At 46.8% G+C, this 22,963-nt stretch carries 20 protein-coding genes and 3 pseudogenes; 12 read left to right on the top strand and 11 right to left on the bottom strand.

Annotated features, from left to right (window positions below; all coding sequences use genetic code 11):
* Positions 1-84 precede the first annotated feature (84 nt).
* Positions 85-1,104, top strand: coding sequence for a 2-dehydropantoate 2-reductase (locus ICN39_RS01210; RefSeq protein ID WP_216232312.1), 1,020 nt, complete (start codon positions 85-87; stop codon positions 1,102-1,104).
* 75 nt (positions 1,105-1,179) lie between these two features.
* On the opposite strand, the gene ICN39_RS01215 is transcribed toward ICN39_RS01210, so the two are convergent.
* Complete coding sequence (locus ICN39_RS01215; RefSeq protein ID WP_216232313.1) at positions 1,180-1,947, bottom strand: fumarylacetoacetate hydrolase family protein; 768 nt, start codon at positions 1,945-1,947, stop codon at positions 1,180-1,182.
* Between the two features lie 56 nt (positions 1,948-2,003).
* Here ICN39_RS01215 and ICN39_RS01220 point away from each other — a divergent pair, with 56 nt between their 5' ends.
* On the top strand, positions 2,004-2,939 hold the full coding sequence (locus tag ICN39_RS01220; protein WP_216232314.1) for a glycine/betaine/sarcosine/D-proline family reductase selenoprotein B: 936 nt from the start codon (positions 2,004-2,006) through the stop codon (positions 2,937-2,939).
* On the opposite strand, the gene ICN39_RS01225 is transcribed toward ICN39_RS01220, so the two are convergent.
* The gene (locus ICN39_RS01225) at positions 2,936-3,940 is read right to left on the bottom strand and encodes a polyprenyl synthetase family protein (protein WP_216232315.1); all 1,005 of its coding nucleotides are present in this window, start codon (positions 3,938-3,940) and stop codon (positions 2,936-2,938) included. The two genes, ICN39_RS01220 and ICN39_RS01225, sit on opposite strands and share 4 nt — an antisense overlap.
* A gap of 75 nt (positions 3,941-4,015) precedes the next feature.
* Between ICN39_RS01225 and rplU the strand changes: the two genes are divergently transcribed.
* From rplU to proB, 4 genes and pseudogenes are all read left to right on the top strand, one after another.
* On the top strand, positions 4,016-4,327 hold the full coding sequence (gene rplU / locus ICN39_RS01230) for a 50S ribosomal protein L21 (RefSeq protein ID WP_011902040.1): 312 nt from the start codon (positions 4,016-4,018) through the stop codon (positions 4,325-4,327).
* A gap of 19 nt (positions 4,328-4,346) precedes the next feature.
* Positions 4,347-4,607 carry a 50S ribosomal protein L27 gene (rpmA, locus tag ICN39_RS01235; protein ID WP_215362556.1) on the top strand — a complete coding sequence of 87 codons (261 nt, stop codon included), beginning with the start codon at positions 4,347-4,349 and terminating at the stop codon, positions 4,605-4,607.
* Between the two features lie 87 nt (positions 4,608-4,694).
* Positions 4,695-5,783, top strand: coding sequence for a GTPase ObgE (gene obgE, locus ICN39_RS01240; protein WP_215358947.1), 1,089 nt, complete (start codon positions 4,695-4,697; stop codon positions 5,781-5,783).
* Positions 5,784-5,804: 21 nt separating this feature from the next.
* Positions 5,805-6,584 (top strand): annotated as a pseudogene (gene proB / locus ICN39_RS01245) (glutamate 5-kinase); the annotation flags it as partial.
* Positions 6,585-6,613: 29 nt separating this feature from the next.
* On the opposite strand, the gene ICN39_RS01250 reads toward proB, so the two are convergent.
* Together ICN39_RS01250 and ICN39_RS01255 are read right to left on the bottom strand one after the other, a co-directional pair.
* A complete protein-coding gene (locus tag ICN39_RS01250; RefSeq protein ID WP_216232317.1) occupies positions 6,614-7,177 on the bottom strand; it encodes a CNP1-like family protein in 564 nt (187 codons plus the stop codon).
* An 11-nt stretch (positions 7,178-7,188) separates the two neighbouring features.
* Positions 7,189-7,773, bottom strand: a pseudogene (locus ICN39_RS01255) (RNA pyrophosphohydrolase); the annotation flags it as partial.
* A gap of 48 nt (positions 7,774-7,821) precedes the next feature.
* Between ICN39_RS01255 and ICN39_RS01260 the strand changes: the two are divergent.
* Positions 7,822-9,564, top strand: a complete 1,743-nt coding sequence (locus ICN39_RS01260) for a proline--tRNA ligase (protein ID WP_216232319.1) — start codon at positions 7,822-7,824, stop codon at positions 9,562-9,564.
* On the opposite strand, the gene ffh is transcribed toward ICN39_RS01260, so the two are convergent.
* Positions 9,565-10,947, bottom strand: coding sequence for a signal recognition particle protein (gene ffh, locus ICN39_RS01265; protein WP_216232320.1), 1,383 nt, complete (start codon positions 10,945-10,947; stop codon positions 9,565-9,567).
* Between the two features lie 20 nt (positions 10,948-10,967).
* On the opposite strand from ffh, the gene ICN39_RS01270 reads away from it, so the two are divergent.
* The 5 genes from ICN39_RS01270 (at position 10,968) to ICN39_RS01290 (ending at position 17,751) form a co-directional block, all read left to right on the top strand.
* Positions 10,968-11,816: an inner membrane protein YpjD gene (locus ICN39_RS01270; RefSeq protein ID WP_216232321.1), complete on the top strand. Its 849-nt coding sequence runs from the start codon at positions 10,968-10,970 to the stop codon at positions 11,814-11,816.
* Positions 11,817-11,837: 21 nt separating this feature from the next.
* Positions 11,838-12,638 (top strand): 1,6-anhydro-N-acetylmuramyl-L-alanine amidase AmpD, encoded by an 801-nt coding sequence (ampD, locus tag ICN39_RS01275; protein ID WP_255532244.1) that lies wholly within the window; start codon positions 11,838-11,840, stop codon positions 12,636-12,638.
* A 330-nt stretch (positions 12,639-12,968) separates the two neighbouring features.
* A complete protein-coding gene (locus ICN39_RS01280; RefSeq protein WP_370623654.1) occupies positions 12,969-15,878 on the top strand; it encodes a ribonucleoside-diphosphate reductase subunit alpha in 2,910 nt (969 codons plus the stop codon).
* 45 nt (positions 15,879-15,923) lie between these two features.
* Complete coding sequence (locus tag ICN39_RS01285) at positions 15,924-17,108, top strand: ribonucleotide-diphosphate reductase subunit beta (RefSeq protein ID WP_216232323.1); 1,185 nt, start codon at positions 15,924-15,926, stop codon at positions 17,106-17,108.
* Between the two features lie 331 nt (positions 17,109-17,439).
* Positions 17,440-17,751: a histone H1-like repetitive region-containing protein gene (locus ICN39_RS01290; RefSeq protein ID WP_255532237.1), complete on the top strand. Its 312-nt coding sequence runs from the start codon at positions 17,440-17,442 to the stop codon at positions 17,749-17,751.
* Between the two features lie 222 nt (positions 17,752-17,973).
* On the opposite strand, the gene ICN39_RS01295 is transcribed toward ICN39_RS01290, so the two are convergent.
* The 6 genes and pseudogenes from ICN39_RS01295 to aroQ all read right to left on the bottom strand — a co-directional run bounded on the left by ICN39_RS01295 (position 17,974) and on the right by aroQ (position 22,902).
* A complete protein-coding gene (locus ICN39_RS01295; RefSeq protein WP_216232324.1) occupies positions 17,974-18,933 on the bottom strand; it encodes a carbohydrate kinase family protein in 960 nt (319 codons plus the stop codon).
* A gap of 53 nt (positions 18,934-18,986) precedes the next feature.
* Positions 18,987-19,505 (bottom strand): DUF3426 domain-containing protein, encoded by a 519-nt coding sequence (locus ICN39_RS11145; protein WP_255532245.1) that lies wholly within the window; start codon positions 19,503-19,505, stop codon positions 18,987-18,989.
* A 90-nt stretch (positions 19,506-19,595) separates the two neighbouring features.
* Positions 19,596-20,516 (bottom strand): annotated as a pseudogene (prmA, locus tag ICN39_RS11150) (50S ribosomal protein L11 methyltransferase); the annotation flags it as partial.
* 15 nt (positions 20,517-20,531) lie between these two features.
* Entirely contained in the window at positions 20,532-21,896 is a 1,365-nt protein-coding gene (gene accC / locus ICN39_RS01305; protein WP_216232326.1) for an acetyl-CoA carboxylase biotin carboxylase subunit, read from the bottom strand.
* 52 nt (positions 21,897-21,948) lie between these two features.
* Complete coding sequence (gene accB, locus ICN39_RS01310) at positions 21,949-22,416, bottom strand: acetyl-CoA carboxylase biotin carboxyl carrier protein (protein ID WP_216232327.1); 468 nt, start codon at positions 22,414-22,416, stop codon at positions 21,949-21,951.
* A 36-nt stretch (positions 22,417-22,452) separates the two neighbouring features.
* Positions 22,453-22,902: a type II 3-dehydroquinate dehydratase gene (aroQ, locus tag ICN39_RS01315; protein WP_216232328.1), complete on the bottom strand. Its 450-nt coding sequence runs from the start codon at positions 22,900-22,902 to the stop codon at positions 22,453-22,455.
* Positions 22,903-22,963 lie beyond the last annotated feature (61 nt).

Below are 22,963 nucleotides of genomic sequence, written 5' to 3' on the forward strand. Positions count from 1 at the left end.
ACGCAACTAAGAAAATATTGCACCGCAAAATGATCTCATCTAATATGACAGTAATACAAAATTTTTTATTCTTATGGAGTTGTTATGAAAATCTGTGTGATCGGCGGGGGTGGCGCTATTGGCGGCTACTTAGCTGTCATGTTGGCGCGAGCGGGCAATGAGGTAACGGTTGTTGCGCGTGGTGCTACATTGGCCGCAATTAAAGAGCGTGGCCTAGCTTTAATTATGGATGACCAACCAGAGCCTTTGGTTGCGCAAGTTAAAGCAGTAGAAAAAATTCGCGATGCTGAGACTCCTGACGTTGTGATTGTTGCAGTGAAGGCTCATCAAGTGGAGCCGATCATCGATGATTTGGCAGCCATCATGGGTCCCGAAACCATTTTGATCCCAATGCAGAATGGAATTCCTTGGTGGTATTTCCAGAAGTTGAGCGGTGAGTATCAAGATCACTCAGTAGAAACAGTAGATGCTGGTGGTGTCGCTAAGAACGCCATTAACCCAGACAACATTATTGGTTGCGTTGTCTATCCAGCAACCTTCACTCAAGCTCCTGGCGTGATTCGTCACGTTGAAGGTAATCGCTTTCCATTAGGTGAATTGGATGGCAAGACTACTGAGCGCATTCAGAAGATGTCGGAGATGATGGGCGCTGCTGGATTTAAGTCCCCCATTTTGGATGACATCCGTTCTGAAATTTGGCTCAAGCTTTGGGGCAATATGACCTTCAATCCAATCAGCTCGCTGACGCATGGCACCTTGGAAGGTATCTGCCAATACCCCTTAACTAAAGAGTTAGCGCGCAACATGATGGCTGAAGCGCAGACGATTGCTGAGAAGTTGGGTGTGACTTTCCGTGTGGATATTGAGCGTCGTATCGCTGGCGCTGAAAAGGTAGGTAAGCACAAAACCTCGATGTTGCAAGACTTGGAAGCGGGCCGTAGCTTGGAGATTGATGCTTTGTTAGGATCGGTGATTGAGTTGGGCAAGATCACTCAAACTCCAACACCTTGCTTAAATACTGTATTTGCTTTGACCAAATACTTGGATGAAAATGTCCAGGCATCTAAAGGTAGTTTGGCATTGCCATCAGTATCAGGCTACTAAAAATCTACAGTTTCTTGAAATAAAAAACCCTTGCTACTCAACATAGCAAGGGTTTTTGTTTTGTGGTGCTAGAAATTATTCGAAACGATTATCCAGTTGTCCAACACCGTCAATAATGATGCTGACATTGCTACCAGGCTTCATAGACCCAACGCCAACGGAAGTGCCGCAAGCAATGATGTCGCCAGCTTCAAGGGGTACGTCTTGGGAAATCAGACTCACTAATTTTGCGGGTGGGAAAATCATATCCGCAATCGGATAGTTTTGACGCTCTTGATCATTGAGAATAGTTTTGATTGTTAGCTTGCTTGGATCTACATCGGTAGTGATGTAAGGGCCAAATACGCCGAAGGTGTTAAAACTCTTTGAGCGAGTCCACTGTGCATAACCAGGATCGCGATTAAGGATTTCAATGGCGGTGACATCGTTGATGCAGGTGTAGCCAAATATCGCGTTAGCTGCTTCTGCCTCATCGACCTCATGACAGCGCTTACCAATCACAATGCCAAGCTCTCCTTCGTAAACGACTTTTCCGGAGTAGGACTTGGGTGTGCGAATAACTTGATTTGCTGCCAAGAAAGAGTTGTTCCCTTTAAGGAAGTACAAGGGCTCAGTGGGTACAGCATGTTCAAGCTTAGTTACCAACGCATGAAAGTTATCAACCATGGCAACCATCTTGGAGGGTGTGCATGGGATATCAATTATTACGTCAGCCAGCTTGAGGGTTTCACCGGTGGCCTTGGGCCCTTTAAATAAATCACCCTCATACACTGCGATTTGGTCGCCCTGCAATTGCCCTAAACCACTTTTTTCTTGATGCTGAAATCTAAGCCACTGAGCCATAATGGGATCCTATGATGTTAAATATTTAATATGCAATATCTTACAGGGATGTATTGATGTCTAAGACTTCTGAGCTCGTATTTGCACCAGAACAGGATCAGCCGATTCGCTATATAGAGCGCACCCGCAGTTACTACTTGGGTTTGGGTTATGAGAATCCTTATGTATGGGCTCACTATATTGATGTGCCATTTAGCCCTCTGAAAAAGCCACTTGGTCAGTCAGTATTGGGCCTGATCACTACAGCAGTTCCTCATGATCCTGGTAAAGGGCCTCAAGGGCAGGGCGCTCCTTACAATGCTGCAGCCAAGTTTTATCAACCCTACCAACAATCCATCGAAGGAAGTGTCGATCTACGAATTGCCCATGTGGGGGTTGATCGCAAGAATGCCAATATGGAAGATATCCATTGTTGGTTCCCGCTGGACGCCGCTAAACGAGCGGTTGCAGCTGGAAGAATGGGTGGGCTTTCAGCAAACTTCTATGGCCTGCCGACTAATCGGAGTCAGCGCCATACATTGGAGATTGACGCGCCTCGTATTTTAGAGATGTTAAAAACTGATGGTGTGGATATGGTGGTATTAATTCCAAACTGCCCGATATGTCATCAGAGCCAAAGTTTATTGGCGCGTTATTTAGAGGCTGCAGGAATTTCAACGGTAGTGATGGGTGCCGCTAAAGACATTATTGAGTATTGCGGAGTGCCACGACTTTTGTTTAGTGATTTTCCACTAGGTAATGCGGCTGCAAAACCCAACGATACCCCTTCGCAAGATCTTAATTTTGAGTTAGCTTTGCGGCTTCTGGAGTTAGCTCCTGCACCGCGTACTACAGTTCAATCGCCATTACGATGGTCGTCTGACCCTTCATGGAAATTAGATTATTCCAATCTAGAGAAGTTATCACCGCAAGAAATTGCACGCTTACGTGAAGAGGCAGAGCAAGTGCGAATTACCGCACGTGAACTCCGAGTAAATACTTTGGGGGCTTAAGTCTGTCTCGTGAGAGAGTATGCGCACAGGGCTTTAAGCGCAGTACTGGCTTCGTTTTCCGGGAAGTCTTTGAGGCAAGCTAAAGCAAGGTCTGCCTCACGCTTTGCAGCTGCCTGGGTGTAATCAAGAGCGCCAGAGTTTTGGACGGCGGCAAGGATTTGTGCAAATACATCGTCTGGTAAATCTTGGTTTTGCTCGATTGCCGCCCGCACTAGAAGGTGCTCTTCGTTGCTGCCATTTTCTAACAAGTAAATCAGTGGGAGCGTAGGCTTACCTTCGCGTAAATCATCACCAGCATTTTTTCCCATTTGTGCAGCGTTGGCAGTGTAGTCAAGCAAGTCATCCATCAACTGAAAAGCGGTACCGATATGACGTCCAAATGCAGCGGCTTGTTCGCTTTGTGCTTCGGTAGCATTCGCTAGAATGGCGCCTAGTTCAGTAGAGGCTTCAAAGAGCTTCGCTGTCTTGTAGCGAATGACCTGCAGATAACTCGCTTCATCTACTTCTGGGTCATTCATATTGAGAAGTTGCAAAACTTCGCCTTCGGCAATCGTATTGGTTGCATCTGACAAAATTTGCATGACACGGAGGTCATTTGGGCCAACCATCATTTGGAAGGCTCTGGAATACAAGAAGTCGCCCACTAAAACACTGGCAGCATTGCCAAAAGCCGCATTGGCAGTCTCTCGACCTCTTCTCAGGGTGGACTCATCGACCACATCATCATGAAGCAGGGTGGCGGTGTGGATGAATTCGACTACAGCCGACATTTCTAGGGTATGGGGTGTTTCTTTGCCATTGGCTAAGGCTTTGGCCACTAGCATCAATAAGGCTGGTCTGACCCGTTTACCCCCGGCCTGGATGATATAGGTCGAGATTTGGTCAATTAAGGCGACTTTTGAGGCCAAACGCTGACGGATAACCTCATCTAAGGCCTTGAAATCTAAGGCAATTGGGGCCAGGATTTGGCTTAAGTCATTGATTTTGACAGTGCTGGGCATGCAAGATATAATAATGGGCTTAGCTGGTCCAGGGTGGATTAGCTTAAATGTAGATATTAATTGAGGTTTCAAACCATGTACGCGGTCATAAAAACCGGTGGCAAACAATATAAAGTTGCTGCAGGCGAAAAATTGAAAATAGAACAGATACCAGCGGAAATCGGCAGCGAAATCACTCTTGACCAAGTCCTCGCCGTTGGCGAAGGCGCTTCACTCAAATTGGGTGATCCATTGGTTAATGGTGCAGCTGTGATGGCCACTGTCGTCTCCCAGGGACGTCACGATAAAGTGACAATCTTTAAGATGCGCCGTCGCAAGCATTATCAAAAGCACCAAGGCCATCGTCAGAATTTCACTGAAATTTTGATCAACACGATTAAAGCCTAATTCAGGGTAGGAGAAAGATATGGCACAGAAAAAAGGCGGCGGCTCAACACGAAATGGCCGCGACTCAGAATCGAAACGCTTAGGCGTTAAGGTATTTGGCGGCGAGCATATTAATGCTGGCAGCATCATCATTCGTCAACGTGGCACACGTGTTCATCCAGGTGCTAACGTTGGTATTGGTAAAGATCACACTTTGTTTGCCTTGATTGACGGACAAGTGGAATTCGGCGTTAAGGGTGCTATGAAGAAGGCCCAAGTTTCAGTCTTGCCTCGTTCATAAGGCGCCTGACTGAGACACGTTTGATTCAGATTTATTCCGAATTTAACTCTTAGGAACAGGCCTCGCTAAGCGAGGCCTTTTTTATTCATGAAATTTATAGACGAAGCACGTATCGAAGTGATTGCCGGGCAAGGTGGCGCCGGGAGCGCCTCTATGCGCCGCGAAAAGTTCATTGAATTTGGCGGTCCTGATGGTGGTGACGGCGGCAAAGGCGGCAGCGTCTGGGCAATAGCTGATCGCAACATTAATACCTTGATTGATTACCGCTACGCAAAAACACACACTGCGAAAAATGGTGAGCCTGGTCGTGGCGCCGATTGCTATGGCCGAGCGGGTGACGATATTGAGTTACGGATGCCGGTGGGCACAATCATTGCTGACTATGAAACTGGTGAGCCAATCGCTGACTTAACTACGCATGGCGAACGCCTTTGTTTGGCGCAGGGTGGTGTTGGTGGTTGGGGCAATATTCACTTTAAGAGCAGTACGAATAGAGCGCCACGTCAAAAGACGAATGGCAAAGAAGGTGAACGTCGCAAGCTGAAGCTTGAATTAAAGGTATTGGCCGATGTCGGTTTGTTGGGCATGCCTAATGCGGGCAAATCCACTTTGATTACGGCAGTTTCGAATGCGCGTCCAAAGATTGCGGATTATCCATTTACTACATTGCATCCAAATTTGGGCGTGGTGCGTGTGGGTGCTGAGCGCAGTTTTGTGATTGCCGATATTCCTGGTTTGATTGAAGGTGCTGCTGAAGGTGCTGGTTTGGGCCATCGCTTTTTACGCCATTTACAACGTACAGGTGTATTGCTGCATTTGGTCGATATTGCTCCATTTGATGCAAATATTGATCCAGTGGCAGATGCTGTAGCGATTGTGAATGAATTGCGTAAGTATGATGAAGCTTTGGTTGAGAAGCCGCGTTGGCTAGTCTTGAATAAAGTAGACATGATTCCTGAAGAAGATCGCAAGCAAGTGGTTGCAGACTTTATAAAGCGCTTCAAGTGGAAAGGCCCAGTCTTTGAGATCTCAGCCTTAACAGGCCTAGGGTGCGACAAGCTTTGCTATTCTTTGCAAGATTATTTAGATTCTGTACGTCGTGACCGAGATGATGCTGATGAGCGTGCTCAAGATCCGCGTTATCAAGATCAGCTAGAAGACAAAAAACCAGATTAAATATTCCATTCGCCTTTTGCCATGAACGCTAAAAAAACTCAACGGATTGTTGTCAAAGTAGGATCTAGCCTAGTCACCAATAACGGTGAAGGCTTAGATCATGCTGCGATTGCGATGTGGGCTGAGCAAATGGCTGGGCTATTAAAAGCTGGTCATGAGGTATTGATGGTGAGCTCAGGTGCTATTGCTGAAGGCATGCAGCGTCTGGGTTGGACGAAGCGCCCGCAAGAAATTCACCAACTTCAAGCCGCTGCGGCAGTTGGTCAAATGGGTTTAGTTCAGGTTTATGAAAGCTGTTTTGCGCGCTTTAATCTCCGCAGTGCTCAGGTCTTACTAACCAATGCAGACCTGGCTGACGCTGAACGTAATGCCAATGCTAGAGCTACCCTCGATACTTTGTTGAAGTTGGGTGTAGTTCCTATCATCAATGAGAATGACACAGTAGTAACCGATGAAATTAAATTCGGCGATAACGATAGCCTTGCTGCTTTAGTAACCAATTTAATTCATGCAGATCTTTTGGTGATTTTGACTGACCAAGGCGGCCTCTTTACTGCAGATCCACGTCAAAATCCAAATGCCACATTGCTTGCTGATGCCATTGCAGGAGATCCTGCTTTAGAAAAAATGGCAGGCGGTGCTGCTAGTGAGCTCAGTAAGGGCGGCATGTTGACTAAGGTGCTAGCAGCAAAGATTGCCGTGCAAACTGGTGCGGCAACAGTGATTGCCTCTGGGCGCGAACCCCATGTGCTTACCCGCTTAATGGCAGGCGAGAAAATAGGGACCCACTTGAGCGCTCAGTAAGTGTCAAGTAAACAGACCTCAAATTTTTATTGAATACCGTTTGAATTGGTTGGCTTTTGCCCACCAATAAATCCATTTGGGTTTAGAGAATGCAAGATGGTTTTGATATTCTTTTCTTGATTGCTAAAGTTGCAAAAAGCGCCTTGAGCTAATGAGGCCTGATAGCGATTGGGTATATCGCTTTGAATATTTTTCCAGCTACCCAAAGGATTTTCTTTCCAAACACCGCTCTCTAGGGTGCCATAGAGACGCCACTGAAATGAATCACAGCGAATACCTTCGTATTGAGTTTGTTGGCTTCCGCTTGGACTGCTAATAACAACGATATATCGTGTGACGCCATCTGCGCCAATCAATATCGAATCGGTATCCACGGCAAATTTAAAGATGGTGCGTTGAGAAACGTAAAAGGGTACTAGGGTAGACTGGTTTGGGGGGTTCAGGGGCATGGCAGTTGTCCCTTCTTTAAACACCATGGGTGCAAAAGGATCTACGCCACTAATGAGCGCATCTCCACCGCATGCAGACAATGTTAGGCCAAGGATTGCGGTGCAGCACGAGAGGTAAAGGCGCTTTAGGGAATTGGTCATGTGGATTGGTCGTTTGGGTTGCCATCTTTCGAGTGTTCGTGAGTACCACCGTAAAAAGACTGAATTAAATCAAGAGGAGATCCCCAGGCAAGCTGCTGCATACGCATGCCACGGGATAGGAAACGCGCTAATTCTGAAAGCGCGAGTTGATAAACTTCACGTTTAAAGCCAATGACGGCGTCTAGCTGAATCCAGAATGGTACCCAGCGCCAGGCATCGAATTCAGGATGTTCAGAAGCGCGTAGTTGGATATCGCTATCTAGGCCCACTAGACGCAAGAGAAACCAAATTTGTTTTTGTCCGCGATACGCAGCCCTGTGGACCCTAGTGGCATGTTGACGGCGCAAGTATTCCTCAGGGACATCGTAGCGAAGCCAATCCCTGGTGCGTCCAATAATTTGGACATGCTCCGGCAGTAAGCCAACCTCCTCTTGCAATTCGCGGTACATAGCCTGTTCAGGGCTTTCACCATGCTGAATCCCGCCCTGCGGGAACTGCCACGAATGCTGCCCAACGCGTTTTCCCCAGAAAACCTCGTTACGGCTGTTGAGGAGGACAATGCCGACATTCGGGCGATACCCTTCACGGTCAAGCATGATCGTGCCTCAAATCCTTTAAAATCAACGATTTGATTATATCCATACATGAAAGCCTCACAATCATTTCTCGCCACGCTAAAAGAAGCCCCCTCCGACGCTGAGGTGGTTTCGCACAAACTCATGGTGCGTGCAGGTTTAATTCGTAAGCTCAGCGCAGGCATTTACAACTATTTGCCGCTGGGTTTAAAGGTGATCCGCAAAGTTGAAAACATCATTCGCGAGGAAATGAATCGTGCTGGCGCAATTGAATTGCTAATGCCAATGATTCAGCCTGCTGAATTATGGCAAGAAACTGGTCGTTGGGAAAAAATGGGACCAGAGTTGCTGCGTATCAAAGATCGCCATGATCGTGATTTTTTGATTCAACCAACTTCCGAAGAAGTCATTACTGATTTGGCTCGTAATGAAGTGAAGAGTTACAAACAACTGCCAATCAATTTTTATCAAATTCAAACCAAGTTCCGTGATGAGCGTCGCCCACGTTTCGGCATCATGCGTGGTCGCGAATTCAGCATGAAAGATGCTTACTCATTTGATCGCGATGTTGAGGGTCTCAAGAAATCCTATCAAATCATGTTTGATGCTTATACCCGCATCTTTAAGCGTATGGGTCTTCAGTTCCGTGCAGTAACCGCAGACAATGGCGCGATTGGTGGCTCTGGCAGTCAAGAGTTTCACGTGATTGCTGATACTGGTGAAGATGCGATTGTGTATTGTCCTAGCTCTGATTACGCGGCTAATTTAGAAGCGGCCGAGTCTTTAGCTTTAATAGCTGCTCGTGCTGCCGCGACCCAGGTAATGACGAAGGTGCCAACGCCTGATAAGACAAATTGCGCAGATGTAGCGAAGTTCTTAAATATTCCTCTTGAGAGCACTGTGAAGTCTTTGCTGTTTGCTGCCGATCAAGAAGAGGGGCCAGCAAAACTCTTTATGTTGTTGGTGCGCGGTGACCATGAGCTTAACGAAGTCAAAGCGAGCAAAATTCCGGGTATGGCGGAATCACGCTTTGCTACTGAAGTAGAAATCAAACAAGCTTGTAATGCGCCGGCAGGTTATTTGGGCCCTGTTGGAGTGAGTGCTGGCGTGACTGTTGTTGCTGATCGTACCGTTGCTAATATGGCTGACTTTGTCTGTGGCGCCAATGATGCTGGTCATCACTTGACTGGTGTCAACTGGGGTCGTGATTTGCCTGAGCCCTTGGTGTTGGATATTCGTAACGCAGTGATTGGCGATCCTTCTCCAGATGGCAAAGGTACTGTTGATATTTGTCGTGGGATTGAAGTGGGTCACGTATTCCAATTGGGTACACGTTATTCAGAGGCGATGGGTTGCACTTACTTGGATCAACAGGGGAAAGCTCAGCCGATGGTGATGGGTTGTTACGGTATTGGTGTTACTCGTTTGCTTGGCGCTGCAATTGAGCAGGGCCATGACGAGAAGGGCATTATCTGGCCAATCTCCATGGCGCCATTCGAGGTGGTGATTTGCCCGATGGGTTACGAGAAATCAGAGGCGGTTAAAGCGGCATGCGATCAGTTGCATGACGAGCTGTTAGCTGCTGGCATTGATGTGATTCTGGATGATCGCAATGAACGCCCAGGAGCGATGTTTGCTGACTGGGAGTTGATTGGAGCGCCATTCCGTGTTGTGATTGGTGATCGCGGCTTGGCAGATTCTCAAGTGGAATTTAAGGGTCGTACGGATGTTGAATCTCAGAACATTCCGCTTGGCGACATCAAAGCAAAAGTGATTGCTGCAGTTCAAGCAGCAAAAATCTTAGTTAATTAATTATTTTTTGAAGAGCCCGCCAATACCCTTGGCGGCTCCTTTTGCGGCCATGGTAGCCATGGTGCGCGCCATTTTTCCACCTTTGAATTGCTTCATCATGGTTTGCATTTGCTCAAACTGAGCAAGTAAGCGATTCACTTCTTGCACTTCCACTCCAGATCCCGCAGCAATGCGACGCTTACGACTGGCCTTGAGTAACTCAGGTTTTCTGCGCTCGCGAGGGGTCATGCTGTCGATAATCCCGCGCATGCGCGTGGTTTGTTTATCCGCATTACTGAGATTGGCTTTGGAGGCCGCTTGTGCCATTTGGCTAGGCAACTTATCCATCAGGCTAGCCATGCCACCCATCTTTTGCATTTGCATAAGTTGATCGCGGAAATCTTCCAGATCAAAACCGCCTTTAGAAATCTTGCTGGCTAATTTTTCTGCTTTGGCAACGTCAACGTGTTGTTGAGCTTGCTCAACCAGAGCCAGGATATCGCCCATGCCCAAGATGCGGTTGGCCATACGTTCGGCATCAAATGCCTCTAGACCATCCATCTTCTCGGCGACGCCGATAAATTTGAGCGGTACACCTGTTACTTGACGTACTGAAAGCGCCGCACCACCGCGCGAGTCGCCATCTAGCTTGGTGAGGATTACACCAGTTAGCGGCAGGGCATCGTGGAAGGCTTTAGCGGTATTAACGGCATCTTGTCCCAGCATGGCGTCGACTACGAATAAGGTTTCGATTGGATTGAGGCTGGCATGCAAGGTTTTGATTTCTTGCATGAGGGCTTCATCAATACCGAGACGTCCTGCGGTATCCACAATGACCACATCAAAGTAATGGCGGCGTGCCCAATCCAGGGCAGCAACGGCGATGTCATTTGGTTTTTGACTAATGTCGCTCGGGAAAAATTCGGCGCCAACTTGTTTAGTCACCGTCTCTAATTGCTCAATCGCAGCCGGACGATAGACGTCACAAGAAACAGTCAGAACTTTCTTTTTCTTTTTCTCTTGCAGCCACTTAGCGAGTTTGCCGACAGATGTCGTTTTGCCCGCACCTTGTAAGCCGGCCATCAAGATCACCGCAGGAGGCTGAGTTGCTAGATTGAGTTCGCCGCTTTGATTGGTGTCGCCCGTCATGACTTGGGCAAGCTCACGTTGAACTACGCCAACTAGGGCTTGTCCAGGACTAAGGCTTCCAACCACTTCCTCGCCAAGGGCTTTAAATTTAATTTGTTCCAGCAAAGACTTGACTACTGGCAGAGCTACGTCAGCTTCCAATAGGGCTAAACGGATTTCCCGCAGCATTTCTGCGGTATTGGCTTCGGTGAGGCGGGCCTGCCCCCGCATTGTTTTAACAACGCGTGATAGACGGTCGGTGAGGTTTTCTAGCATTTATCGATTAGACTTTCCAGATGGATATTTTAGGTTACTCAAGTTACGGATGGCTTCCTTCCGTACTTTATTTGGTGCTTTTGCTGGTTTTGAGCTTCAAAGCCAAGCGCGGCGTGGAGTCTGGGCTCTCAAGCGCTCTGGTGCAGACTGCAATTTTTGTGATTTTGGTGATTCATGGGGTGCAATTGCATGATTCTGTATTCACTCCCCAGGGTTTTGTATTTGGGTTTGCACAGGATTTGTCTTTGATTGCTTGGGTTGGCCTGGCCTTTTATTGGTTTCAATCTTGGTTTTTACCTATCTCGAGCTTACGTTGGATGGCATTAATGTTTGCGCTCATATGCGCATTTCTGCCAACTGTTTTTCCGGGAACCTTGATTTCACCTAAGGCGGTTTCGGATCCTTGGTTTAAAGGCCACTTCGTAGTGGCTACTGTTTCAGTCGGCTTGCTGAGTCTAGCAGCGATGCATGCCATGCTCATGAGCGTTCAAGATCGTGCTTTGCATCGTCAGTTGGCAATGATTCCGAATGGCCGCCTTGCTCATTGGCTGGAGGATCTGCCTCCATTAATGACAATGGAAAGTCTTTTATTTAATTTGCTCTATGTTGGTTTTGCGCTTCTGAGTTTGACGGTCTTCTCAGGCCTACTCTTTTCGCAAACCCTGTTTGGCAAACCTTTGGTGTTTGATCACAAAACCATTTTTGCTTTGGTCTCCTGGTTTTTGTTTGCCGGTCTTTTGATTGCTCGTTGGCGAGTGGGGCTGCGTGGCAGAGCAGCTATTCGTTGGGTATTAAGTGCTTATACCGCTTTATTACTTGCCTACGTTGGCAGTCGCTTTGTAGTTGAAGTGATTCTTCAGAGAGCTTAACCATTGTTTAAGTGGCTTCTATTGTTTGCAGGTGCTGGCCTTTTTTATCTGTGGATTAAGGGTAAGAAGCAGGCCAAGCTCAATGCAGAAAACTCTCGAAAACCCAATAAAAATGAGCCTGAGCAGCCTACTGCGCCCGAGGCAATGGTGCAATGTCAGTATTGCAAAGTGCATCTACCCAAGTCGGAAGTTTTAACTTGTGACGACCGTTTTTATTGCTCTAAAGAACATCTGCAGACTTTGGATTCCGAAGGTTGGATAGGTGATGCGCGCTGGCGCATTTCTCCCAATCAAGATGTGAGACCGGAAAACGTTGCCCCCGATTTGGTGGTGATCCATCACATCAGTCTTCCGCCAGGCGAGTTCAGAAATCAAGCGTCTAGTCAGCATATTGTTGATTTTTTTCAAAATAAGCTGGACCCTAGCGCGCATCCTTACTTTACAGAGATTGCTGATCAAAAAGTATCTAGCCATTTTTTGATTGCTCGCTCCGGAGAATTAATTCAGTTTGTCTCTACACACAACAAGGCTTGGCACGCTGGCGTTTCATCATTTCTTGGTAGGGAAAAGTGCAACGACTTTTCAATTGGGATTGAAATGGAGGGGGATGGAGATTCGCCATTTGAAGCTGCTCAGTATCAAGTCTTGTCAAATCTCATTCAGAAATTGGCAGCCACATATCCTCATTTGCAATTTGCCGGACACAGCGACATTGCGCCTGATCGCAAAACCGATCCTGGAATGTATTTTGATTGGAAAAAGTTCCAAAAAGAGACAGGCATTTCTTCTGAGAAGCTGCCTTTTGGCCTAAGATCTCGATAGCCTTGTTTTTGTATGTGAGCGTACGCTTACTTTTTTAGCCTTTGTATAAAAGGGCTAAAAATTACGCACCAAAATGACCCCAAAATAGTTAGAAAAATTAGTAAAAATACTAATAAATATTTGTCATAAACGGCTTACCAATTATCAAATATTTCCCTATACTTAGTGCCTAATGCACTTCGAAACACTAGATGTAGTGTTGGAATCCAGCAATACCCCATTGTTTTTTAACGATATTTTGTCCAAATAACTATATATATACGCAGGAGCAACATGACATACGCTAATCCACAGACAGCAGGCCAACCAGCTGGAGCGAATAACCCAGGAATGAGTCCTGCAGGGGCCGTAAATCAAGCCCCTTCTGCCAGCTTTGTGGCAGGTGGTGTTGGTGGCGCCCAGGCAACCCAATTATCTGATTACAAAATTATTCGCCGTAATGGTTCAGTTGTAGCGTTTGAGCCATCCAAAATTGCGATTGCAGTAACTAAGGCATTTTTAGCGGTTAATGGCGGACAAGGTGCTGCATCAGCACGTGTTCGTGAACAAGTAGAACAGTTGACCCACTCTGTTGTGCGCGCGTTGTTGCGTAGCCGTCCAAATGGCGGAACTTTCCATATTGAAGATATTCAAGACCAGGTTGAGTTGGCCTTGATGCGTAGTGGTGAGCACAACGTTGCTCGTGCTTACGTTCTTTATCGCGAAAAGCGCAACCAAGAGCGCGCTGCTCAGCAAGAAGTTTCCCAAGAAGCGCAAACTGCGAATCAAGCTGGTGAGTCTGGCATCAAGGTAACTGACAACGGCGTTGAGAAGTGGCTTGATATGGCTGCTTTGCGCACTGTGATTGAGGCGGCTTGCGAAGGTTTGGGTAATAACATTGATGCAACACCAATCATTACTGAAACTATCAAGAATTTGTACGACGGCGTACCAATGGCGCAGGTATATGACTCCGCTATTTTGGCTTCCCGTACTTTGATTGAAAAAGATCCTGCATATAGCCAAGTAACAGCGCGCATCTTGATGCACGTAATTCGTAAAGAAATCTTTGGCAAGGAAGTATTGCAAGGTGATACGCAGGCTGAATACAGCACTTACTTTGCAAAGTACATCAACGAAGGCATTTCTGCTGAATTGTTAGATCCACGTATGCGCGAGTTTGACTTACCGCGCTTGGCCGCAGCATTGAACGCTAATCGTGACTTGCAGTTCAATTACCTCGGTTTGCAGACTTTGTATGACCGCTATTTCTTGCATATTGAAGAGCGCCGCATTGAAATGCCACAGGCTTTCTTTATGCGCGTTGCAATGGGCTTGTCTTTGAATGAGATGGATCGTGAACGTCGTGCGATTGAGTTCTATGAAATCCTCTCTACATTCGATTTCATGTCCAGCACCCCTACTTTGTTCAACTCTGCCACTACCCGTCCACAGCTTTCTAGCTGCTACTTGACGACTGTGGATGATGATTTAGATGGCATCTACGAGGCATTGAAAGAAAACGCTTTGTTATCTAAGTTTGCTGGTGGCTTGGGCAATGACTGGACTAACGTGCGTGCATTGGGAAGCCATATCAAAGGTACTAACGGTAAATCACAAGGTGTTGTGCCGTTCTTGAAAGTGGTAAATGACACTGCAGTTGCTGTGAACCAAGGCGGTAAGCGTAAAGGTGCGGTTTGCGCCTACTTGGAAACATGGCACTTAGATATCGAAGAGTTCTTGGAATTGCGTAAGAACACTGGCGACGACCGTCGTCGTACACACGATATGAATACCTCTAACTGGATTCCTGACTTGTTCATGAAGCGTGTAATGGAAGGTGGCGATTGGACTTTGTTCTCACCATCTAATACCCCGGATTTACATGACAAATTCGGTAGAGCGTTTGAAGAGGCTTATGTTGCCTATGAGCAAAAAGCTGACCGTGGTGAGTTGAAGCCATTCCGCCGCATTCCAGCGCAGCAATTGTGGCGCAAGATGCTCGGTATGTTGTTTGAAACTGGCCACCCATGGATTACTTTCAAGGATCCTTGCAACATTCGTAGCCCACAGCAGCATATTGGTGTAGTTCACTCATCTAACCTCTGTACTGAGATCACCCTCAATACGAATGAGACTGAGATTGCAGTTTGCAACTTGGGTTCTGTGAACCTAACTGCTCACATGACTACAGATGCCAACGGCAAGATGATCTTGGATCACGAGAAGCTTCAAAGAACCGTACGCACTGCAATGCGTATGTTGGACAACGTGATTGATATCAACTACTACGCAGTTGCTAAAGCGCGTAATTCCAACTTGAAGCACCGTCCAGTCGGCATGGGCATCATGGGCTTCCAGGATTGCTTGCATATGCAGCGTATTCCTTATGCCAGTGATGAGGCTGTGAAGTTTGCTGACTCTTCAATGGAAGCCGTTTGCTACTACGCTTATCAAGCATCGAATGAATTGGCGGCTGAGCGCGGCGTTTACAGCACATATAAAGGTTCTTTATGGGATCGCGGCATCCTTCCACAGGATTCAGTAGCAATGTTAGCGGCTGAGCGTGGTGGTTATGTTGAGGTAGATAACTCTTCCACTATGGATTGGAGCGGCTTGCGCGCAAGCATTAAGCAACATGGTATGCGTAACTCCAACTGTGTGGCTATTGCCCCAACAGCAACGATTTCTAATATTATTGGTGTATCGGCTTGTATCGAGCCAACTTTCCAAAACTTGTTTGTGAAATCTAACCTTTCAGGCGAATTTACAGTGGTAAACGAGTACTTGGTGCGTGATTTGAAAGATCGTGGCCTTTGGGATGAAGTCATGATTGCCGATTTGAAGTACTTTGATGGCACTTTGTCGAAGATTGATCGCATCCCACAAGATTTACGTGATTTGTATGCAACTGCCTTTGAGGTTGAGCCAAGCTGGTTGGTTGAGGCAGCATCCCGTCGTCAAAAGTGGATTGACCAAGCTCAGTCATTGAATATCTACATGGGCGGCGCATCTGGTAAGAAATTGGACGATACCTATAAGTTGGCTTGGTTGCGTGGTTTGAAGACAACCTATTACCTCCGCACAATGGCTGCAACACACGTTGAGAAATCAACAGTTGCTAGCGGTCAATTGAACTCTGTTTCTAGTGGCGGTGGTGTAAACGGTACTGATGCGGCAGCAGCGCAAGAATTAGATGGACCAGCCTGCACAATGCGCCCAGGCGACGCTGGTTTCGAAGAATGTGAAGCATGCCAATAAGCCGTTTGCTTATTGGTGATTAATAGAAGAATTTAGGAGAAAGTTATGTTGAATTGGGAAGAGGAAGTTGCTCCAGCACTAGCGAAAGCTGGTCTTGCACCGCAGCCGGTAGCAGTGGAGCCACAACGTCCACAACCAGATCAAGTTGCAATGGCACCCCAAACTGCTGCACCTGCGTCAGTAGAGGCCGCCAATTTATCTGGTGGTGCAGCTTTGCGTGTAAACGCCGCTGATAAGCGCGTGATTAATGCCAAGACTGACGTAAATCAGTTGGTTCCTTTCAAGTACAAATGGGCTTGGGAGAAGTATTTAGCTGGTTGTGCAAACCACTGGATGCCGCAAGAGATCAATATGAACCGCGATATCGCGCTTTGGAAAGATCCGAATGGCCTAACAGAAGACGAGCGTCGCATCATTAAACGTAATCTTGGTTTCTTTACGACTGCAGACTCTTTGGCTGCAAACAACATTGTTTTGGGTACTTATCGCCACATTACGGCTCCAGAATGCCGTCAATACCTATTGCGTCAGGCTTTTGAAGAGGCAATTCATACCCATGCGTACCAATATATTGTGGAATCTTTGGGTTTAGATCAGGCTGAAATCTTCAATGCGTACAACGAAATTGAATCTATTCGTGCCAAAGATCAATTCTTAATTCCGTTTATTGATGTTTTAACTGACCCGAATTTTCAGACTGGCACATTAGAAAACGATCAAAAGTTGCTCCGATCACTCATTGTTTTTGCTTGCGTGATGGAAGGTTTGTTCTTTTATGTTGGTTTTACGCAAATACTTGCAATGGGTCGTCAAAACAAAATGACGGGTGCTGCTGAGCAGTATCAATACATCCTGCGCGATGAGTCTATGCACTGCAATTTTGGCATCGATTTGATTAACCAAATCAAGCTGGAGAACCCGCAGTTATGGACTTCCGCGTTCAAAGACGAGATCAAATCCATCTTCGAAAAAGCGGTTGAATTAGAGTACCGTTATGCTGAAGATACGATGCCTCGCGGAGTGCTCGGATTGAACGCTCCGATGTTCAAAGGGTACCTAAGATACATCTGTAATCGCAGATGTTTGCAAATAGGACTTGACGCGATGTTCCCAAATGAAGAGAATCCATTTCCATGGATGTCAGAAATGATTGATCTGAAAAAAGAGCGAAACTTTTTTGAGACACGCGTTATTGAGTATCAAACTGGCGGTGCGCTAAGTTGGGAGTAGCAAGTAGCAAGTAAGCGCATGGCCGGCTAAATTGGAGATTAGACGGTTGGATAGTTTAAGAAGTCAGCAAAAACAGACTCAAATCCGAAAACCCTTGTTCAAGGGTGCCTGGGCTATTCTCTCTATTTTTTCCAGCACATTTAAGAAGCCGTTGTCCTTTGGGGCCACGGCTTTTTTTCCAGGATTCATTAGCGTGCAGCACCTAGCATCAAGCCGCGCGCCGATGAATGGCTCGCTCGCCAGATCTAAAGGGTTGCAAAACCCAGCAGAAATGAGTGGTCGGGTCTTCTTAATGTAGTTTGTACTAATCCTCACGTGAAGGAGCATTACTATGGCAATCGCCAAGAAAAAACCTGCTGCAAAGAAGCCTGCTGCTAAGAAAAAAGTAGCTGCTAAGAAGCCTGCTGCTAAAAAAGTAGCTAAGAAGAAGCCTGCTGCTAAAAAAGTAGCTGCTAAGAAGCCTGCTGCTAAAAAAGTAGCTGCTAAGAAGCGTCCTGCTGCTAAAAAAGCTGCTGCTAAGAAGCCTGCTGCTAAAAAAGTAGCTAAGAAGCGTCCTGCTGCTAAAAAAGCTGCTGCTAAAAAGCCAGCTGCTAAAAAAGTAGCTAAAAAAGTAGCAAAGAAGCGCGTAGCAAAAAAAAAGTAAGTAAGCCTGCTGCGAAGAAAGCGGGCTCTGCTGTAAAAAAGCCCGCGGCTAAGAAAGCTGCATCAGCGACTAGTGCGTTGAATCCTGCCGCTGCTTGGCCCTTCCCAACTGGCACACGTCCTTAATTGGACGGGTGTTACTAGAAGGGGTCTCTCACGAGACCCCTTTTTTATTTCCAGACTAAGAAACGAGTGATCCTAGTTAGCCTAGGATTATTTTTGTTTAGAAACTAAAGCCAAACGCTGCTTTAAATTGTTCTGCGATCTGATCTTTGCTTAGTTGGTGATTTTGTGGTCCCTGATGGGTAATCTTGATTGAACCCATGAGGCTAGCAAGGCGACCGGTGGTATCCCAGTCCATGCCGTTTTCTAGGCCAAACAGTAATCCACCGCGGAATGCATCCCCACAGCCTGTTGGGTCTACTACTTTTGCGGCTGGTACCGGCGGAATCGCAATGCATTTACCTTCAAAGTAGATATCGGCACCTTGAGCACCTTTAGTAACAATCAGTGCCTTGACTCGCTCAGCCACTTTTGCCAAGCTCAAGCCAGTTCTTTGAGAAAGCATCTCTCCCTCGTAGTCATTTACTGCCAAATAGCTGGCGATATCGACCAATTCCAGAAGCTCGGGACCATTAAACATCGGTAAACCTTGGCCTGGATCAAAGATAAATGGAATATTGGCATCGGCCAATTGATGACAGTGCTCCCACATTCCTTGACGACCATCAGGTGCAACGATTCCTAATTTCGCTGGACCCTTAGCGTTCTTGCTACGTTCGGCCACAACAGCGGAGACTTGGTTAAGGTGAGATTCACCCATGGCGCCGGGATGGAAAGCGGTGATTTGGTTGTTTGCTTGATCAGTGGTGATCATGGCTTGTGCGGTAAAAGCTTGATCGATCTGGCGAATATGGCTGGCATCAATCTTGAGTTGCTCAAGACGGCTCATATACGGAGCGGCATCGCCACCCACTGTGGCCATGATGATGGGATCCCCACCTAAAAGATTGAGGTTGTAAGCAATGTTGCCGGCGCAACCACCAAATTCACGGCGCATAGTGGGCACTAAGAAGGCCACATTCAGAATATGAATCTGCTCTGGGAGGATTTGATCGGCAAATTTACCTTCAAAATTCATGATGGTGTCGTAGGCGATAGAGCCACAGATCAAGCTAGACATAAATTACTTTCTTTATAAAAATCGGGGTGTAAATGTGGTGTTTATGGATTGATTTAGGGGTAGAGCACTCGAACACGATAGCCCGCAGCATTTGGTGGCAGAGAAATGGGTAGCTCAAGCTGAAATATTTCGCCAGAAGAAATCCCTTTTTTTAAAAAATCCGGATGAGATTCTTGCCAAGCTTTAGATAGCCACTCTTGTGGAGTGAATTGCATTGCCTTGATCTCAGATTCCTCTGCATCAGTCAAAGAAATTTCTAAATTCGGAGCTAAAACAGGAATGGCTAGGCGATTTTGTATCTCTACTTGCAACAGAGATTGATTTGCGGCGTTTTTAAGCCCCTCGCGCGCGTTTTCTGGTGAAAGTGCGGCTGAAGTTATTTTCCAAGCGGCAAAATCGCTTACAACGCGATCTAGACATCCTAGTGAGCGACAAAGTTTTTCGTCAATGCGTTGTAAAAGATGAAATGCACGAACAGTAATTGAATTCGATGTCCCATCAATTCGTGGCGCTAATGCGGGAAGCAATGCGTTTCTAGAAAGGTGCTCTCCAAAAACAAGCAAGAGCAGCAGTAAAACAGCGTATAGAGCTAACTTAAGACTTTTTTTTTGAGCAAGTGCAGCAAAAGTATTTTCAGAATTGCTTTGCTTATCCTTGTTTAAGGTGCCGTGTAAGCAAACCCAGCCCTCACTCTCTTTCCAGACGGAGAGTTTGAGCCATTGGCTATAGGTGGCAATCACTTCTTCAGCTTGGCGGGCAAGTACGCCAGATAAAACAATGCGTCCGCCTGCTTTCATCTTGTTGACTAAAGCAGGAGCAAGAACTTGCAGTGGATTTGCCAAAATATTGGCCATCACGATGTCGTATTTAGTTTCGGCAGCCAGCTCGATGGCGCCTTCATTTGGCAAGACGAAGCGAATGGTGGTGTTATTGATTTCTGCATTGCTGCGAGCGGCAACCATCGCTTGTGGATCAATATCAGTGCCAATCACTGGCTTACAGCCCAGCTTTGCCGCAGCAATTGCCAAAATACCTGAACCACAACCGTAATCTAAGAGACTTTGATTTTGTAAATGGCTTTGTTGTTCAAGCCAAAGTAGGCATAAATGCGTAGTGGGATGACTGCCAGTGCCAAATGCAAGGCCTGGATCAACGGCAAGACAAATTGCATTGGGATCAGTTGGTGCGTCATGCCACGATGGCACCACCCAAATCCGCTCACCAATCTGAATGGGTGCAAATTGACTTTGGGTTAAGCGAACCCAATCTTGCTCTTCAACGGTTTTTTCTTGAGGGGGTGCTAGATGAAAGCCCGCCTCTTTAAGGGATTCAAGCAGATCAGGAATAAACTCCGCGCTGCCTGAGGCATCAATCTCTGGATTAAAAAGGGCGGTTACCGCTGATCTATCCCATGCTTGTACTTCTGGAGACAGTCCTGGCTCACCATAGAGTGGGTTTTCGTCATAGCCACCAGCAGCATCATCTTCAACAGTGACGGACAGGGCGCCCAAATCCAAAAGCGCGTCACCCAAAGGCTCAGCGGTTTCGGCGGCTACCGTGAATACCAGTTCACGATAAGACATGAAGCGCTTTCATCATTAGGATTTACCGCGACTTGCAGCTTGCTCTTCTAGGCGATGTTCCAGGTAGTGAATGCTGGTGCCGCCTTCAATGAAGTTTGGATCCAGCATGAGTTCACGGTGGAGTGGAACGTTGGTTGTAATGCCGTCAATCACCATCTCAGAGAGCGCAATCTGCATGCGGCGAATAGCTTGCTCACGAGTATTGCCGTAAGAAATCAATTTGCCGATCATAGAGTCATAGTTTGATGGAACTACGTAGCCACTGTAAGCATGCGAATCAACCCGGATACCGGGACCACCAGGCATATGGAACGAACCAATTTTGCCTGGGCTTGGAGTGAATTTGAATGGGTCTTCAGCATTCAAGCGGCACTCAATAGCATGACCACGGAAAACAATATCTTTTTGGCGATAGCCCAATTTCAGGCCAGCTGCGATACGAATTTGTTCCTGAACAATATCCACACCAGTAATCATTTCGGTCACCGGATGCTCTACCTGAACGCGGGTATTCATCTCAATAAAGAAGAATTCGCCATCTTCGTAGAGAAACTCAAATGTTCCTGCGCCACGGTAGCCAATCTTGCGACAGGCTTCTGCGCAACGTTCACCAATTTTGGCGATCAAGCGACGATCAATGCCCGGAGCTGGCGCTTCCTCAATCACTTTTTGATGGCGACGCTGCATAGAGCAGTCGCGCTCGCCCAACCAAATAGCATTGCCATGGGTATCGGCCAAAATTTGAATCTCTACGTGGCGAGGTTTTTCTAAAAACTTCTCCATATAGACTTCTGGGTTACCAAACGCACGGCCTGCTTCTTCCCGAGTCATATTGACAGCGTTGATCAGTGCAGCTTCGGTGTGAACCACTCGCATGCCGCGACCACCACCACCGCCAGCAGCTTTAATGATTACCGGATAACCAACCTTTTTAGCTGTCGCAATAATTTCTTTTGGGTTATCAGGAAGGGCGCCTTCTGATCCAGGTACGCAAGGCACGCCAGCTTTAATCATGGCGCGTTTTGCAGAAACTTTGTCACCCATCAAGCGAATGGATGCGGCTGTAGGCCCAATAAAAGCAAAGCCAGATTTCTCAACCCGCTCTGCAAAGTCTGCGTTTTCAGAAAGGAAGCCATAACCAGGATGGATTGCCTCAGCGTCGGTAACTTCCGCCGCAGAAATAATCGCTGGCATATTGAGATAGCTAAGCGGAGATGGCGCTGGCCCGATACAAACGGCTTCATCGGCAAGCTTTACATACTTCGCTTCTTTATCTGCGGTGGAGTACACCACTACAGTTTTAATTCCCAACTCGCGGCATGCGCGTTGGATACGGAGAGCAATTTCTCCCCGATTGGCAATCAGAATCTTATCGAACATGTCGGCTCTGAGTTAAGTTAGGGTGAATTGGAATTGATCTAAAGGTAGTCAATTAAGCGATGATGAAAAGCGGCTGGTCAAATTCAACGCCTTGACCGTTTTCACAAAGAATTTCTTTGATCACACCAGCATGCTCGGATTCGATTTCATTGAGCAACTTCATTGCCTCAATAATGCAAAGCGTTTGACCTACTTTTACCGTGTCGCCAATGTTGACGAAGTTCGGAGATTCTGGATTTGGGGCGCGGTAGAAGGTACCAACCATCGGAGATTTCGCAACAAAGCCAGTTTCAGCAGCGGGAGCTTCGGCGATAGGGGCTGTTGCGACAGGTGCGCTAGCTGCTGGTGCAGCTTGCATTGTTTGTGCAGGCGCTGGATTGGCGTAAACCATTTGACCAACTGGCGCAGGAGATCCGGCATTAACAATGCGAACGCGATCTTCACCTTCATTGACCTCTAATTCTGAAATGCCTGATTCAGAAACTAAGTCGATCAAGGTTTTTAGTTTTCTCAGATCCATACGAGTGCTTCCTCTCTTGTAATTCTTTAAATGGTTTTATTTCTGCAAACGGGCTATGGCCGCTTGAAGTGCTAATTCATAGCCAATCGCACCAAGACCACAAATCACTCCGGTTGCAATATCGGACAAATAGGAATGTTTACGGAATTCTTCGCGCTGATGAATATTGGATAAATGGACTTCTGTAAAGGGAATGGCAACCCCAGCCAAGACATCGCGTAATGCAACGCTTGTGTGGGTAAGGGCGCCTGGATTGATGATGATGAAATCGACCCCATCTTGTTTAGCCTGTTGAATGCGGTCAATTAACTCGCCTTCATGATTGCTTTGAAAGGTACCAAGATCAACGGACTGCGCTTTTGCCAGTTCGCCGAGCTTTTGGTGGATATCTTCTAGGGTAGTTTTTCCGTAAACATCGGGTTCACGGGTGCCTAATAAATTTAGGTTTGGGCCCTGGATTACGAGAATTGAAGCTTTTTTCGACATAGATCCCTGTTTTTAGAGGCAGTTAAGCGTAAATTGCTAAATAACTTCATGCTCGATTGCT

The sequence above is a fragment of the Polynucleobacter sp. AP-Reno-20A-A9 genome, assembly GCF_018882085.1.
Lineage (GTDB): Bacteria > Pseudomonadota > Gammaproteobacteria > Burkholderiales > Burkholderiaceae > Polynucleobacter.

Bases quoted from the DNA above. Each gene is read 5' to 3' on its own strand.
- ICN39_RS01260 (WP_216232319.1), top strand. From the start codon at position 7,822: ATGAAAGCCTCACAATCATTTCTCGCCACGCTAAAAGAAGCCCCCTCC.
- ICN39_RS01290 (WP_255532237.1), top strand. From the start codon at position 17,440: ATGGCAATCGCCAAGAAAAAACCTGCTGCAAAGAAGCCTGCTGCTAAG.
- rplU (WP_011902040.1), top strand. From the start codon at position 4,016: ATGTACGCGGTCATAAAAACCGGTGGCAAACAATATAAAGTTGCTGCA.
- ICN39_RS01280 (WP_370623654.1), top strand. From the start codon at position 12,969: ATGAGTCCTGCAGGGGCCGTAAATCAAGCCCCTTCTGCCAGCTTTGTG.
- ICN39_RS01210 (WP_216232312.1), top strand. From the start codon at position 85: ATGAAAATCTGTGTGATCGGCGGGGGTGGCGCTATTGGCGGCTACTTA.
- accB (WP_216232327.1), bottom strand. From the start codon at position 22,416: ATGGATCTGAGAAAACTAAAAACCTTGATCGACTTAGTTTCTGAATCA.
- rpmA (WP_215362556.1), top strand. From the start codon at position 4,347: ATGGCACAGAAAAAAGGCGGCGGCTCAACACGAAATGGCCGCGACTCA.
- ICN39_RS01270 (WP_216232321.1), top strand. From the start codon at position 10,968: ATGGATATTTTAGGTTACTCAAGTTACGGATGGCTTCCTTCCGTACTT.
- obgE (WP_215358947.1), top strand. From the start codon at position 4,695: ATGAAATTTATAGACGAAGCACGTATCGAAGTGATTGCCGGGCAAGGT.
- ICN39_RS01225 (WP_216232315.1), bottom strand. From the start codon at position 3,940: ATGCCCAGCACTGTCAAAATCAATGACTTAAGCCAAATCCTGGCCCCA.
- ICN39_RS01295 (WP_216232324.1), bottom strand. From the start codon at position 18,933: ATGTCTAGCTTGATCTGTGGCTCTATCGCCTACGACACCATCATGAAT.
- ICN39_RS01250 (WP_216232317.1), bottom strand. From the start codon at position 7,177: ATGACCAATTCCCTAAAGCGCCTTTACCTCTCGTGCTGCACCGCAATC.
- ffh (WP_216232320.1), bottom strand. From the start codon at position 10,947: ATGCTAGAAAACCTCACCGACCGTCTATCACGCGTTGTTAAAACAATG.
- ICN39_RS01285 (WP_216232323.1), top strand. From the start codon at position 15,924: ATGTTGAATTGGGAAGAGGAAGTTGCTCCAGCACTAGCGAAAGCTGGT.
- ICN39_RS01215 (WP_216232313.1), bottom strand. From the start codon at position 1,947: ATGGCTCAGTGGCTTAGATTTCAGCATCAAGAAAAAAGTGGTTTAGGG.
- accC (WP_216232326.1), bottom strand. From the start codon at position 21,896: ATGTTCGATAAGATTCTGATTGCCAATCGGGGAGAAATTGCTCTCCGT.
- ICN39_RS01220 (WP_216232314.1), top strand. From the start codon at position 2,004: ATGTCTAAGACTTCTGAGCTCGTATTTGCACCAGAACAGGATCAGCCG.
- aroQ (WP_216232328.1), bottom strand. From the start codon at position 22,902: ATGTCGAAAAAAGCTTCAATTCTCGTAATCCAGGGCCCAAACCTAAAT.